This is a genomic window from Cronobacter universalis NCTC 9529 (assembly GCF_001277175.1).
GTDB lineage: Bacteria > Pseudomonadota > Gammaproteobacteria > Enterobacterales > Enterobacteriaceae > Cronobacter > Cronobacter universalis.
In genome coordinates this window covers 3,983,136-3,997,837 of the sequence record NZ_CP012257.1, presented here as the reverse complement: position 1 = coordinate 3,997,837, position 14,702 = coordinate 3,983,136, and the positions used below count along the sequence as shown (strand labels likewise).

Annotated in this window: 13 protein-coding genes; 9 read left to right on the top strand and 4 right to left on the bottom strand. The window is 58.3% G+C overall.

Annotation, left to right across the window (positions count from 1 at the left end):
• Positions 1-197: 197 nt before the first annotated feature.
• The gene (gene yhhY / locus AFK65_RS18460) at positions 198-695 is read right to left on the bottom strand and encodes an N-acetyltransferase (protein WP_038858716.1); all 498 of its coding nucleotides are present in this window, start codon (positions 693-695) and stop codon (positions 198-200) included.
• Between the two features lie 311 nt (positions 696-1,006).
• Here yhhY and AFK65_RS18455 point away from each other — a divergent pair, with 311 nt between their 5' ends.
• The 5 genes from AFK65_RS18455 to gntU all read left to right on the top strand — a co-directional run bounded on the left by AFK65_RS18455 (position 1,007) and on the right by gntU (position 5,977).
• The gene (locus AFK65_RS18455; RefSeq protein WP_038858718.1) at positions 1,007-2,047 is read left to right on the top strand and encodes an oxidoreductase; all 1,041 of its coding nucleotides are present in this window, start codon (positions 1,007-1,009) and stop codon (positions 2,045-2,047) included.
• A 121-nt stretch (positions 2,048-2,168) separates the two neighbouring features.
• Positions 2,169-2,864 (top strand): pirin family protein, encoded by a 696-nt coding sequence (locus AFK65_RS18450; protein ID WP_007702796.1) that lies wholly within the window; start codon positions 2,169-2,171, stop codon positions 2,862-2,864.
• 104 nt (positions 2,865-2,968) lie between these two features.
• On the top strand, positions 2,969-3,964 hold the full coding sequence (gene gntR / locus AFK65_RS18445; RefSeq protein WP_007702792.1) for a gluconate operon transcriptional repressor GntR: 996 nt from the start codon (positions 2,969-2,971) through the stop codon (positions 3,962-3,964).
• Between the two features lie 141 nt (positions 3,965-4,105).
• The gene (gene gntK / locus AFK65_RS18440) at positions 4,106-4,633 is read left to right on the top strand and encodes a gluconokinase (RefSeq protein WP_038858721.1); all 528 of its coding nucleotides are present in this window, start codon (positions 4,106-4,108) and stop codon (positions 4,631-4,633) included.
• A gap of 3 nt (positions 4,634-4,636) precedes the next feature.
• Entirely contained in the window at positions 4,637-5,977 is a 1,341-nt protein-coding gene (gene gntU / locus AFK65_RS18435) for a gluconate transporter (protein ID WP_032973649.1), read from the top strand.
• A 37-nt stretch (positions 5,978-6,014) separates the two neighbouring features.
• On the opposite strand, the gene AFK65_RS18430 is transcribed toward gntU, so the two are convergent.
• The 3 genes from AFK65_RS18430 to AFK65_RS18420 are packed head-to-tail and all read right to left on the bottom strand — an operon-like array spanning position 6,015 to position 7,669.
• Positions 6,015-6,764 carry a Fic/DOC family protein gene (locus AFK65_RS18430; RefSeq protein WP_007702780.1) on the bottom strand — a complete coding sequence of 250 codons (750 nt, stop codon included), beginning with the start codon at positions 6,762-6,764 and terminating at the stop codon, positions 6,015-6,017.
• On the bottom strand, positions 6,761-7,024 hold the full coding sequence (locus AFK65_RS18425; protein WP_032805006.1) for a hypothetical protein: 264 nt from the start codon (positions 7,022-7,024) through the stop codon (positions 6,761-6,763). Before AFK65_RS18425 ends, AFK65_RS18430 begins: the two co-directional genes overlap by 4 nt.
• A gap of 51 nt (positions 7,025-7,075) precedes the next feature.
• Positions 7,076-7,669, bottom strand: a complete 594-nt coding sequence (locus tag AFK65_RS18420) for a YhgN family NAAT transporter (protein ID WP_007702768.1) — start codon at positions 7,667-7,669, stop codon at positions 7,076-7,078.
• A 168-nt stretch (positions 7,670-7,837) separates the two neighbouring features.
• On the opposite strand from AFK65_RS18420, the gene asd reads away from it, so the two are divergent.
• The 4 genes from asd to glgC all read left to right on the top strand — a co-directional run bounded on the left by asd (position 7,838) and on the right by glgC (position 14,671).
• Positions 7,838-8,944, top strand: a complete 1,107-nt coding sequence (gene asd / locus AFK65_RS18415; RefSeq protein WP_038858723.1) for an aspartate-semialdehyde dehydrogenase — start codon at positions 7,838-7,840, stop codon at positions 8,942-8,944.
• A 265-nt stretch (positions 8,945-9,209) separates the two neighbouring features.
• Positions 9,210-11,405 (top strand): 1,4-alpha-glucan branching enzyme, encoded by a 2,196-nt coding sequence (glgB, locus tag AFK65_RS18410; protein ID WP_007702760.1) that lies wholly within the window; start codon positions 9,210-9,212, stop codon positions 11,403-11,405.
• The gene (gene glgX, locus AFK65_RS18405; protein WP_038858724.1) at positions 11,395-13,374 is read left to right on the top strand and encodes a glycogen debranching protein GlgX; all 1,980 of its coding nucleotides are present in this window, start codon (positions 11,395-11,397) and stop codon (positions 13,372-13,374) included. The genes glgB and glgX overlap by 11 nt, the downstream gene beginning before the upstream one ends.
• Positions 13,375-13,387: 13 nt before the next feature.
• A complete protein-coding gene (gene glgC / locus AFK65_RS18400) occupies positions 13,388-14,671 on the top strand; it encodes a glucose-1-phosphate adenylyltransferase (protein WP_032805004.1) in 1,284 nt (427 codons plus the stop codon).
• Positions 14,672-14,702 lie beyond the last annotated feature (31 nt).

Here is a 14,702-nt window from a genome sequence, read left to right as displayed (position 1 = left end):
GAGTAAGCCACGCGCACCCGCCGTGTTGCGTCATGTAAACGGTGGGTGCGCTGCGCTTACCCATCCTACAAATTTGCATATCCCGGTGTAGGGCGGGTAAGCCATGCGCACCCGCCGTATCGCTTCATGTAAACGGTGGGTGCGCTGCGCTTACCCACCCTGTGGATTTACCCACCCCAGAAACGGCGCGGGAACTATTAACCCGCCTTCATCCGCGCCATAAAATACGCATCCACATACTCGCCGTTGCGCAGGCCGTAGCGCTTGCCCGTGCCTTCCGTCTCAAACCCGAATTTACGGTACACCGCCAGCGCAGGCGCGTTATCAACAAACACGGTCAGCTCGATTCGCTCGATGCGTAGCCAGTTATCACACAGATTAACCATTTCGCGCAGCAGCGCCGATGCCACGCCGCGGTTGCGCCAGCCGGGATGAACGCTCATCCCGAAGGTCGCGACATGGCTGCGGCGCGGGTTTTGTTCCACCGTTAAGGCCAGGTGCCCCACGACCTCGCCATCAATACACGCCACCAGCTGACGACGCCCCGGCTGCGGCGCGCCGAGCCGGTCGCGCCACATGGCGAGCGACGGATGTGGGATTTGCAGCGTGTTATGGATAATTTCCGACATGGTGTGGATCTGCTGCAACGCCTGCGCGTCTTCTGCTTCCGCGTGTCTTACGATTATCTCATTCATAACGTGCTCCCTGTGTGGTCGAAGGCTCGACGGCGGGGGCGCGTGGCTTACCCGACGTACCAGATACGCTTCAACATCTGTACTTTTTTCCTGGCGGTCAATTCCCAAATTTTTTTCAAAAAAGGCTGGACACATGCGAATGATAATGATTATTATTGCCATGCGTTCAGGGGGAACCCCAACGGATCATCCTGAAAGCACGACATTGCTCACATTGCTTCCAGTATTTCTTAGCCAGCCGGGTGCTGGCTTTTTTTTTGCCTTGTAATCTATGGTTAATGCCATCTGTTACTCTTAAAAAGGACCGGGCAATGACGATTAATTGCGCTTTTATTGGTTTTGGCAAAAGCACTACCCGCTACCATCTCCCCTACGTTTTACACCGCAAAGAGACGTTTCACGTCGCGCATATCTTCCGTCGCCACCCCAAACCGGAGCTGGAAAGCCATCCGCGCTATCAGCACATTCATTTCACCAGCGATCTGGATGACATCCTGAACGACGCCTCGGTCAAACTGGTGGTGATCTGCACCCATGCCGACAGCCACTTTGACTATGCGAAGCGCGCGCTGGAAGCCGGAAAAAACGTGCTGGTGGAAAAACCGTTCACGACAAGCGTCGCGGACGCGCGTCTGCTGCTGGATCTGGCGAAGAGCAAAGGGCTTGTGGTCACGCCGTATCAGAACCGCCGCTTTGACTCCTGCTTTCTGACCACGCGTAAAGTGATTGAGAGCGGCAAGCTTGGCGAGATTGTCGAAATCGAAAGCCATTTCGACTACTACCGGCCCGAGGCGGAAACCAAACCCGGCCTGCCGGAAGACGGCATGTTTTTCGGGCTCGGCGTGCATACGATGGATCAGATTATCTCGCTGTTCGGCCGCCCCGATCACGTCAGCTATGACATCCGCAGCCTGCGCAACAAAGCGAACCCGGACGACACCTTCGAGGCGCAGCTCTTTTATGGCGATCTGAAAGCCATCGTGAAAACCAGTCACTACGTCAAAATCGACTACCCGAAATTTATCGTCCACGGCAAAAAGGGCTCGTTTATCAAATATGGCATCGACCAGCAGGAGACCAGCCTGAAAGCCGGAATAATGCCGGGCGAGCCGGGCTTTGCCGCGGATGAGAGCATCGGCCATCTGGAGTATGTCAACGCGCGCGGCGAAACGGTGCGTGAAGAGATTAAACCGGAAGCGGGCGACTATGGCCGCGTCTATGACGCGCTCTATGATACCCTCGTCAACGGCGCGCCGAATTATGTCAGAGAATCTGATGTGCTTACTAACCTCGAGATCCTCGAACGCGGCTTCGAGCAGGCGTCTCCCGCCACGGTAACCCTTGCGAAATAAGGGATACCGGCTCCTCTGTTCTTGTTCACAAAATTTGAACAGAGGAGTCAATTTTCACCCTCTATGATCGCGAACGTAACAGGTCCACACTTACCCCATCAAATCGCTAAGGGGGTACACGATGATCTATTTACGCAAAGCAAACGACCGCGGTCATGCGAATCACGGCTGGCTGGATTCCTGGCACACCTTCTCGTTCGCTAACTATTACGACCCGAATTTCATGGGCTTTTCCGCCCTGCGGGTGATTAACGACGACGTGATCGACGCAGGCCAGGGCTTCGGTACGCACCCGCATAAAGACATGGAAATCCTGACCTACGTGCTGGAAGGCGCGGTGGAGCATCAGGACAGCATGGGCAACAAAGAGCAGGTGCCTGCCGGTGAGTTCCAGATAATGAGCGCCGGGACCGGCGTGCGCCACTCCGAGTACAACCCGAGCGCCACCGAGCGTCTGCGCCTGTACCAGATCTGGATCATTCCGTCTGAAAACGGCATTGAGCCGCGCTACGAGCAGCGCCGCTTCGACGCCGCCCGGGGCCGCCAGCTGGTACTGTCGCCGGATGCCCGCGACGGCTCGCTGAAAGTGCATCAGGATATGGAACTGTCGCGCTGGGCATTGCTGAATGGCGAAGACGGTGAGTATGCGCCCGCCGCTGGCCGCCGCGTCTGGATCCAGGTCGTGAAGGGCGATGTGACCATCAACGGCACCCGCGCGACCACCAGCGACGGCCTGGCCATCTGGGATGAAGCGACGCTTGCTATCCACGCCGACAGCGACAGCGAAATCCTGCTGTTCGATCTGCCGCCGGTCTGATAAATCCTTAACCTCACTCGCAACCTTCCTCTAAACAGGGGAAGGTTGTTGCACGTCCGTGATAAACTGGTTATTACCCATGACCTTATCCCCCCTTCAGGACGATGAAAAAGAGAAGACCGGTACTTCAGGATGTGGCCGATCGCGTCGGCGTGACCAAAATGACCATCAGCCGCTACCTGCGCAACCCCGAGCAAGTCTCGCTGGCGCTGCGCAGCAAAATCGCGGCGGCGCTGGATGAGCTTGGCTACATTCCCAACCGCGCGCCGGATATTCTCTCCAACGCGACCAGCCGCGCCATCGGCGTGCTGCTGCCCTCTCTGACCAACCAGGTGTTCGCCGAAGTCTTGCGCGGTATCGAAAGCGTTATCGACGCGCACGGCTACCAGACTATGCTCGCCCACTACGGCTATAAGCCGGAGCTGGAAGAGGAGCGCCTGGAGTCGATGCTCTCCTGGAATATCGACGGGCTGATTTTAACCGAGCGTAACCACACGCCGCGCACGCTCAAGATGATTGAAGTGGCGGGCATTCCGGTGGTGGAGCTGATGGACAGCGTCTCGCCGTGTCTGGATATCGCCGTGGGGTTTGATAACTTTGACGCCGCCCGCCAGATGACGGCGGCCATCATCGCCCGAGGCCATCGCCACGTCGCGTATCTCGGCGCGCGTCTCGACGAGCGCACCATCATGAAACAGAAGGGCTACGAGCAGGCGATGCTGGACGCGGGCCTGACGCCCTACAGCGTGATGGTGGAACACTCTTCGTCTTTCTCGACCGGCAGCGAACTGCTGCGCCAGGCGCGCCGGGAATATCCGCAGCTCGACAGCATCTTTTGCACCAATGACGATCTGGCGATCGGCGCCGCGTTTGAGTGCCAGCGTCTGGGCCTGCGCATTCCTGATGACATGGCGATTGCCGGTTTTCACGGCCACGATATCGGCCAGGTGATGGAGCCGCAGCTCGCCAGCGTGCTTACGCCGCGCGAACGCATGGGGCGCATCGGCGCCGAGCGTCTGCTGGCGCGTATCCGCGGCGAAACGGTCGCTCCGCAAATGCTCGATCTTGGTTTTACGCTCTCGCCTGGCGGCTCTATTTAATCCCACAAATTTGAACTGGCTCACACTTATTCATGCTGAGAGCCTGCGGAAATTGCTAATTTTCAGTGTGAGCCAGACAATGTTACCGTTAACAGTTACCCGTAACATTATCCGTAATGCCTTTGCCAGGGGAGTACTGCAATGAGCACGACCAATCATGATCACCATATTTATATCCTGATGGGCGTTTCCGGCAGCGGGAAATCCGTTGTCGCCAGCGAAGTCGCGCACCGTCTGAAAGCCGCGTTCCTCGATGGCGACTTTCTGCATCCGCGCCGCAACATTATGAAAATGGCGGCGGGCGATCCGCTGAACGATGATGACCGCACGCCGTGGTTGCAGGCGCTTAACGACGCCGCCTTCGCCATGCAGCGCACCAACAAAGTGTCGCTCATCGTCTGCTCGGCGCTGAAAAAACGCTATCGCGACATCCTGCGCAGCGGCAACCCGAACCTCTCTTTCATCTGGTTGAAAGGCGATTTTGAAGTGATTGAAAGCCGCCTGCGCGCGCGCAAAGGGCACTTCTTCAAGCCGCAAATGCTGGTCACCCAGTTCGAGGCGCTGGAAGCCCCGCAGGAAGATGAAAAAGATGTGCTGTTTGTGGATATTAACCAGTCGCTCGACGACGTTATCGACAGCACGATCGCGCTTATCAATAAAGGCGAGTAAGTCGTGAATACATTAACCCTCGTGTTAACGGCAGTAGGGTCCGTTTTACTTCTGCTGTTTCTGGTAATGAAGGCGCGTATGCACGCCTTTGTCGCGCTGATGGTGGTGTCCATCGGCGCCGGCCTTTTCTCCGGGATGCCGCTCGATAAAATCGCCTCCACGATGGAAAAAGGCATGGGCGGCACGCTCGGCTTTCTGGCCGTGGTGGTGGCGCTGGGAGCGATGTTCGGCAAAATCCTGCATGAAACCGGCGCGGTCGATCAGATTGCGGTCAAGATGCTGAAATCCTTCGGCCACAGCCGCGCGCACTACGCGATTGGACTGGCGGGCCTGATTTGCGCGCTGCCGCTGTTTTTCGAAGTGGCGATTGTGCTGCTGATTAGCGTCGCGTTCTCTATGGCGCGTCACACCGGCACCAATCTTGTGAAGCTTGTGATCCCGCTGTTTGCGGGCGTCGCGGCCGCCGCGGCGTTTCTGCTGCCGGGGCCTGCGCCGATGCTGCTCGCCTCGCAGATGCACGCCGATTTTGGCTGGATGATTTTAATCGGCCTGTGCGCGGCTATCCCTGGCATGCTGGTGGCGGGGCCGCTTTTCGGTAACTTCATCAGCCGCCATGTGGAGCTGCATATACCTGACGACATCAGCGAACCACACCTCGGCGAAGGCAAACTGCCGTCCTTCGGCTTCAGCCTCTCGCTCATTCTGCTGCCGCTGGTGCTGGTGGGCCTGAAAACCATCGCCGCGCGTTTTACCGAGCAAGGCTCAACGCTCTACGAATGGCTGCAGTTTATCGGCCACCCGTTTACCGCGATCCTGGTCGCCTGTCTGGTGGCGATTTATGGTCTGGCGCGCCGGCAGGGGATGGAAAAAGAGAAAGTTATGGCAATCTGCGGCCAGGCGCTGCAACCGGCGGGCATTATTCTGCTGGTGATTGGCGCAGGCGGCGTGTTTAAACAGGTGCTGGTGGATTCCGGCGTCGGCCCGGCGCTCGGCGGCGCGCTGACCGGCATGGGCCTGCCGATTGCGCTGACCTGCTTTGTGCTGGCCGCCGCGGTGCGCATTATTCAGGGCTCCGCGACCGTCGCCTGTCTGACGGCGGTAGGCCTGGTGATGCCGGTTATCGAACAACTGCACTTCTCCGGCGCGCAGCTTGCCGCGCTGTCTATCTGCATCGCAGGCGGCTCGATTGTGGTCAGCCACGTCAATGACGCCGGTTTCTGGCTGTTTGGTAAGTTCACCGGCGCCACCGAAGCGCAAACGCTCAAGACCTGGACGATGATGGAAACGCTGCTCGGCACCACCGGCGCGATTGTCGGGATGATTGCGTTTACGCTGCTTTCCTGAATCACTATCAAAAAGGGCTTCCTGTCGGAAGCCCTTTTTACTTTTCGCCAGACTCTGAAAAGTAATACTTTTTCGTCAGATAGAGGCTTTGTATTTCAGGGTCGTCCAGACTGTGATAAGTCATATCTTCTTTATCCAGACCATCGAGCCCTTTAATGCCGCCAATCATTTCAGGCCAGTCGTCGCGGCTGGAAATATCCACCACAAAGGGTTGTAAATAACGATCGAGACAGCCTTTGCTCGGGTCGTCAATTTCAGTGCTCAGCGCGAGCAGGTAATCATCTTTGTGGGTTCTCGACCAGTCAATGGAGAAACCCGCACGGTAAGAGAGTTCCATATAGAACAGCAAAAGCGTTCTGCCATTACCGTCGAGAAAAGGATGCGCCAGCGCCAGCGCGCCCATCACTTCCCCTGGTCGTTTCCTGAACCGGTTACTGTCAGAGGCTAATTGCAACGCATAATCGACAGCACGCTTAATCTCCTTCGGATGCGCAAAGACCGTATGGCGGGGATTTTCCGCGCTTCCTTTAAAGATGGCGAGATCCGGCACAAGCTCATAGCGATCGTGGCCCGCCCAGGGATAAAAGCCAGAAAAAAGAATCTCGTGAACCTTTAAAATAGCAGCGTAATCGAGGGTGGTTTGCTCAGCCAGAAACTGGAGCGCTTCTTCGATCCCCAGTTCAAAAACGAAATGCTCGAATTGCTTTACGTCACCAGGGTCTTTCAACCCTAAGGTATTTTGTAAGTAACCTGCTTTTTCGAAGTCACCGAAAGGATCGAAGATCACGCACGCACTTTCCTTCTGGACTGACGCTTTTCTTCCAGATAATCAGCCTGTAGTGACAAGCTTTCGGCTTTAGTCAGCACGCCTTTTCTTTTGAGATTAACGAGCAGTTGCTCGACGTTATCCAGAACTACCGTATCACCAGCGAGACGGGTAATCGCTGTCGCCATACGGCTCGTACTGTCGCAGCCGGCTGAAATATTATGAACAGCAGCAAGGTGGCGAACCTTGCTGGCAACGCTGGGAGACGCATTTTTCGGCATAAAAACTACCTCCGTTATTGTATAAATTTTAGCACATCGCGTTTTGGGTTCCTAACCCTTCATCCATGCCCGAATACCGTCCAGGAACATCTGGGTGGCGAGCATCACCAGCACCAGCCCCATCAGGCGCTCCAGCGCGTTGACGCCTTTCTCGCCGAGCAGCCGTAAAAAGAGCGAGGACTGCAGCAGGATGACAAACGTGCCGCCCCAGGCGAGCAGCAGCGCGATGACTAAATGCCCCATCTGGTTCGGGTACTGGTGCGACAGCAGCATCAGCGTCGCGAGCAGCGTCGGGCCTGCGACCAGCGGGATCGCCAGCGGCACGATAAACGGCTCCTCACCGGCGGGAAGGCCCGTGCTGTTGCCTTCGTGGCTCGGGAAAATCATCTTGATGGCGATAAGGAACAGAATAATGCCGCCGGAAATAGAGACGGTCTCGGCGCGCAGATTCAGGAACGCCAGGATATTCTCGCCCGCGAACAGGAAGATAAGCATCAGCAGCAGCGCGATAAAGAGCTCGCGCACCATAATCGCCCGACGGCGTTTCGGCTCGGTATGCTTCAGCACCGACATGAAAATCGGCAGGTTGCCCAGCGGATCCATAATCAGGATCAGCAGGACGGCGGCGGAGAGAATGTCATTCATTAAAGCATCCTGATAAGAGTAAACGTGACGCCTGATTAGCTCTGTTTCTGATGTTCAGGCGATCATTGATTAATTTCACTTGCCACTTTAGCTGCATTTTGTATGGTGAAAGTATCTCCGGGGCTCTCCCGTCACGCACACAAAGCACATCTCGCAGGAACACGGGTTATGAAAAATGTTGGTTTTATCGGCTGGCGCGGTATGGTCGGCTCTGTACTCATGCAACGCATGGTGGAAGAGCGCGATTTTGACGCCATTCGTCCTGTCTTTTTCTCTACTTCCCAGCTCGGCCAGCCCGCGCCCGCCTTTGGCGCGCAGGGCGGCGGTACGCTTCAGGACGCTTACGATCTGGAAGCGCTGAAGGCGCTGGACATTATCGTGACCTGCCAGGGCGGCGATTATACCAACGAAATCTATCCAAAGCTCCGTGAAAGCGGCTGGCAGGGCTACTGGATTGACGCGGCGTCTTCGCTGCGCATGAAAGACGACGCCATTATTATCCTCGACCCGGTGAACCAGCATGTGATCGCCGACGGGCTGAATAAAGGCGTGAAAACCTTTGTCGGCGGCAACTGCACCGTCAGCCTGATGCTGATGTCGCTGGGCGGCCTGTTTGCGGAAAACCTGGTGGAGTGGGCGTCCGTGGCGACCTATCAGGCGGCCTCCGGCGGCGGCGCGCGCCATATGCGCGAACTGCTGACCCAGATGGGCCTGCTGCAACAGCACGTCGCGGCGGAACTCGCCGACCCGGCCTCCGCCATCCTCGATATCGAACGCAAAGTCACGCAGCTTACCCGCAGCGGCGAACTGCCGGTCGATAATTTCGGCGTACCGCTGGCGGGCGGGCTTATTCCGTGGATCGACAAACAGCTCGATAATGGCCAGAGCCGCGAAGAGTGGAAGGGCCAGGCGGAGACCAACAAAATTCTCGGCACCGCATCGACCATCCCGGTAGACGGCCTGTGCGTGCGCATTGGCGCGCTGCGCTGCCACAGCCAGGCGTTTACGCTGAAGCTGAAAAAAGATGTCTCGATTGCCACCATTGAATCGCTGCTGGCGGGCCATAACGACTGGGTAAAAGTGGTGCCGAACGACCGCGACATCACCGTGCGTGAATTAACGCCGGCGGCGGTCACCGGCACGCTCAGCACGCCGGTCGGACGCCTGCGCAAGCTCAACATGGGGCCGGAGTATCTCTCGGCGTTCACCGTCGGCGACCAGCTCCTGTGGGGCGCTGCCGAGCCGCTGCGGCGTATGCTGCGTCAGCTGGCGTAAACCCAATGAAAAAAGAGCGCTTCGGCGCTCTTTTTTTACGTCCGTCACTAAAGAAAAGACGAATGTTTCATATTTTCTGAGGGGTAACAGAATCCCCTGGCTATGCTTAGCAGAAGGCGAGGTTTTCTCGCCATACTTCCAGGTAGAACGGCACAGCCGCAGGAATGCTTCAGGCTCTGCCCGTTCAGGTCATTAAGAGTGTCGCTACCGGACGCGCAGGCGTAAGGCTGGAATGGGGCGACACCAAATAAACAGGATGATAACCATGTCTGATCGTGTCTCAAGAGACGTGATTAATGCGCTGATTGCGGGCCATTTTTCGGATCCTTTCTCCGTTCTGGGCATGCACACCACCGACGCCGGGATTGAAGTCCGCGCGCTGCTTCCCGACGCCACCGAAGTCTGGGTCATTGAACCCAAGACGGGGCGTAAAGTGGGCAAGCTTGAGTGTCTGGACTCTCGCGGTTTCTTCAGCGGCGTGATGCCGCGTCGTAAAAAACCTTTTCGCTATCAGCTGGCCGTGATCTGGCACGGGCAGCAAAATCTGATTGATGATCCGTATCGCTTCGGGCCGCTGCTTCAGGAGCTGGATGTCTGGCTGCTTTCCGAAGGCACGCATTTACGTCCTTATGAAACGCTCGGCGCGCACCCGGATACGATGGATGGCGTCACCGGCACGCGATTTTCCGTCTGGGCGCCTAACGCGCAGCGCGTCTCCGTGGTGGGGCAGTTCAACTACTGGGACGGTCGCCGCCACCCGATGCGCCTGCGTAAAGAGAGCGGCATCTGGGAGCTGTTTATCCCTGGCGCACACAACGGCCAGCTCTACAAATATGAAATGATCGACGCGCACGGCCATCTGCGCATGAAATCCGACCCGTACGCGTTCGAGGCGCAGATGCGCCCGGAAACCGCGTCGCTCATCTGCGGGCTGCCGGAAAAAGTGGAGCCGAATACTGCGCGTCAGGACGCTAACCGCTTCGATGCGCCGATTTCCATTTACGAAGTGCATCTCGGTTCATGGCGTCGCCATACCGATAATAATTTCTGGCTCAGCTACCGCGAGCTGGCTGACCAGCTGATCCCGTATGTGAAGTGGATGGGCTTTACCCATATCGAACTGCTGCCGGTTAATGAACACCCGTTCGATGGCAGCTGGGGCTATCAGCCGACCGGGCTCTACGCGCCGACGCGTCGTTTCGGCACCCGCGAAGAGTTCCGCTATTTCATCAACGCCGCGCACGCCGCGGGGCTGAACGTTATTCTCGACTGGGTGCCGGGCCACTTTCCCTCTGATGATTTCGCGCTGGCGAATTTCGACGGCACGGCGCTCTATGAGCACAGCGACCCGCGCGAAGGCTATCACCAGGACTGGAACACGCTTATCTACAACTATGGCCGCCGCGAAGTGAGCAACTTCCTGGTGGGCAACGCGCTCTACTGGACGGAGCGTTTCGGAATCGACGCGCTGCGCGTGGACGCGGTCGCCTCAATGATTTACCGCGACTACAGCCGTAAAGAAGGTGAATGGATCCCGAACCAGTACGGCGGGCGCGAAAACCTGGAGGCGATGGAGTTTCTGCGCAACACCAACCGCATTATCGGCGAGCAGGTGAACGGCGCGGTGACGATGGCGGAAGAGTCCACCGATTTCCCTGGCGTCTCACGTCCGCCGGAATCGGGCGGGCTTGGCTTCTGGTACAAGTGGAACCTGGGCTGGATGCACGACACGCTCGATTACATGAAGCTCGACCCGGTCTACCGCCAGTATCATCACCACAAAATGACCTTCGGGATGATTTACAACTACACCGAAAACTTCGTTCTGCCGCTGTCGCATGACGAAGTGGTGCATGGCAAAAAATCGATCCTCGACCGTATGCCCGGCGACGCCTGGCAGAAATTCGCCAATCTGCGCGCCTACTACGCCTGGATGTGGGGCTTTCCCGGTAAAAAACTGCTGTTCATGGGCAATGAATTTGCGCAGGGGCGCGAGTGGAACCACGACGCCAGCCTCGACTGGCACCTGCTGGAAGGCGACGACAACTGGCATCACGGCGTACAAAGACTGGTGCGCGATCTCAATTCCACATATCGCCACCATAAAGCGCTGCATGAACTTGATTTCGATCCCTACGGCTTCGAATGGTTGGTGGTAGAGGATAACCAGAACTCGGTATTTATCTTCGTGCGCCGCGATTCGCAGGGCAATGAAATCATCGTCGCCAGTAACTTCACGCCGGTGGTGCGCCATGACTATCGCTTTGGCATTAACCAGCCGGGCGAGTGGCGCGAAATTCTGAATACCGATTCTCAACACTATCATGGCAGTAACGCCGGTAACGGCGGCAAGGTGCGCAGCGAGGCGATTGCCAGTCACGGACGCGATAACTCGCTCTCCCTGACGCTGCCGCCGCTTGCCACCATCTGGCTGGTCAGAGAGGCAGACGATGCAGCTTAACGCAGGCCATTCCGCTCCGCCTGGCGCCTGGTTTGATGGCGCTGGCGTGAATTTCACGCTCTTTTCCGCCCACGCGGAGAGGGTGGAGCTGTGCCTGTTTGATGAAAGCGGCAACGAAACGCGTTACGCGCTGCCCGCCCGCAGCGGCGATATCTGGCACGGTTATCTGCCGGGCGCGCGCCCTGGCCTGCGCTACGGCTATCGCGTGCATGGCCCGTGGAACCCGGCGCAGGGCCATCGTTTTAACCCGGCGAAACTGCTGCTCGATCCGTGCGCCCGCGGCGTGGAGGGCGATGTTATCGACGATCCGCGCCTGTATGGCGGCATCGACACGCCGGACCCGCGCGACAACCACGACGTGATGCCGAAATCAGTCGTGATGGACGACCGCTACGACTGGGAAGACGACGCGCCGCCCAACATCGCCTGGGGCGAGACGGTGATTTACGAGGCGCACGTACGCGGCCTGACGCGTCTGCATCCGGATATCCCGCCAGCGCTGCGCGGCACCTACGCGGCGCTCGGCCACCCGGTGATGATCGCTTATTTTCAGCGGCTCGGCATTACGACGCTGGAGTTACAACCTGTTGCGAAATTCTGCAGCGAGCCGCGTCTGCAACGCCTCGGCCTCGCGAACTACTGGGGCTATAACCCGCTGGCGCTGTGGGCCGTCGAGACGCGTTACGCCTCGCAGCCCTCGCCGCAGGCGGCGCTCAGTGAATTTCGCGACGCCGTTAAAGCGCTGCATAAAGCCGGTATCGAGGTGATTCTCGATGTCGTGCTTAACCACAGCGCCGAACTCGATCTCGAAGGACCGACCTTCTCCCTGCGCGGAATTGATAACCGTAGCTATTATTGGTTACAGGAGCACGGCGATTATCACAACTGGACCGGCTGCGGCAACACGCTGAACCTGAGCCATCCGGCGGTGGTGAATTATGCCATCGGCTGCCTGAAGTTCTGGGTGGAGCAGTGCCACGTCGACGGTTTCCGGTTCGATCTGGCGACAGTCATGGGGCGCACGCCGGAATTTCGCCAGGACGCGCCGCTTTTTGAGGCGATGCGCCGCGACCGGTCACTGTCCGCGGTGAAGCTTATCGTCGAGCCGTGGGACATCGGCCCCGGCGGCTATCAGGTGGGCAACTATCCGCCGCCCTTCGCCGAGTGGAACGATCGCTTTCGCGACGATATGCGCCGCTTCTGGCTGCGAAGCGAGCTGGATGCGGGCGAAGTCGCCACGCGCGTCGCCGCGTCGGCGGATGTGTATCGCAGAAATGGCCGGGAGCCGTGGGCGAGCGTCAATCTGGTGACGGCGCATGACGGTTTTACGCTGCGCGACTGCGTGTCGTTTAACGACAAGCATAACGAAGCGAATGGCGAAGATAACCGCGACGGCGCGTGGGAAAACCACAGCAATAATCACGGTTACGAGGGCCCCGGCGGCGGACAGGGCGTTCAGGACGCGCGGCGTGCGAGCACGCACGCGCTGCTGGCGTCGCTGCTGCTGTCGCAGGGCACGCCGATGCTGCTGGCGGGCGACGAACATGGCCACAGCCAGCATGGCAATAACAACGCGTATTGCCAGGATAACGAACTGACCTGGTTTGACTGGTCGCAGGCGGACGAAGGGCTTATCGCGTATACCGCGGCGCTGATCCGCCTGCGCAGGCAGATCCCGGCGCTCACCGCCTCAGGGTGGTGGGAAGAGAACGACGGCAACGTCCGCTGGCTGAACGCCGCGGGCGCGCCGATGCGACCCGAGGAGTGGCACAGCGGCGCACGCCAGCTGCAAATCCTCTTGTCCGATCGCTGGCTTGTTACCCTTAACGGCCGCGATGAAGTAAGCGAGATCGTATTACCTGAAGGGGAATGGCGCGCCGTTCCTCCATTTGCCGGAGAGGATAATCCGGTTGTCATGGCTGTATGGCATGGGCCTGCGCACGGTGTGTGCGTCTTCCGGAAGTCATAAACAGGAGTTCGTCATGGTCAGGCTTGAAAAGAAAGATCCGTTGATGCTGGCAAGGCAGTTGCCGTTGAAATCCGTGGCGCTGATTCTGGCCGGTGGCCGCGGCACGCGGTTGAAAGACTTGACCGCGACCCGCGCCAAGCCCGCCGTTCATTTCGGCGGTAAATTCCGCATTATCGACTTCGCGCTCTCGAACTGCATTAACTCGGGCATTCGTCGCATCGGGGTTATCACGCAGTATCAGTCGCACACGCTGGTGCAGCACATCCAGCGCGGCTGGTCGTTCTTCAGCGAAGAGATGAATGAATTCGTCGACCTTCTGCCCGCGCAGCAGCGCGTACACGGCGAAACCTGGTATCGCGGCACCGCAGACGCGGTCACTCAGAACCTCGACATCATTCGTCGCTATAAAGCGGAGTATGTGGTCATCCTCGCGGGCGATCACATCTACAAGCAGGACTACTCGCGCATGCTTATCGACCATGTCGAAAAAGGCGCGCGCTGCACCGTGGCCTGTCTGCCGGTGCCGGTGGCCGAGGCGAGAGCGTTCGGGGTGATGGCGGTGGATGAGAACAGCAAAGTCATCGACTTCGTGGAAAAACCCGCCAACCCGCCTTCAATGCCAGGCGACGATACCAAAGCGCTCGCCAGCATGGGTATCTATATTTTTGATGCCGACTATCTTTATGAGTTGCTGGAAGAGGATGACAAAAACGAATCCTCCAGCCACGACTTCGGGAAAGACATTATCCCGAAAGTGACGTACAGCGGCGAAGCCTACGCGCATCCGTTCCCGCTCTCGTGCGTGCAGTCCGACCCGAACGCCGAGCCGTACTGGCGCGACGTGGGGACGCTGGAAGCGTACTGGAAGGCGAATCTGGATCTGGCTTCGGTGACGCCGGAGCTGGATATGTATGACCAGGACTGGCCGATTCGTACGCACATGGAGTCGCTGCCGCCCGCCAAGTTCGTGCAGGACCGCTCCGGCAGCCACGGCATGACGCTGAACTCGCTGGTATCCGGCGGCTGCATTATTTCCGGATCGGTGGTGGTGCAGTCGGTGCTGTTCCCGCGCGTGCGCGTGAACTCGTTTTGCAATATTGATTCTGCGGTGCTGCTGCCTGATGTCTGGGTTGGCCGCTCCTGCCGCCTGCGTCGCTGCATCATCGACCGGGCCTGTGTTATCCCTGAAGGAATGGTGATTGGCGAAAACGCCGAAGAGGACGCTCGCCGTTTCTACCGCTCCGAAGAGGGAATTGTATTGGTGACCCGCGACATGCTGGCGCGTTTGTCAGACTGAGTCGCACAAGGATTACGTGCGCACGGACGAG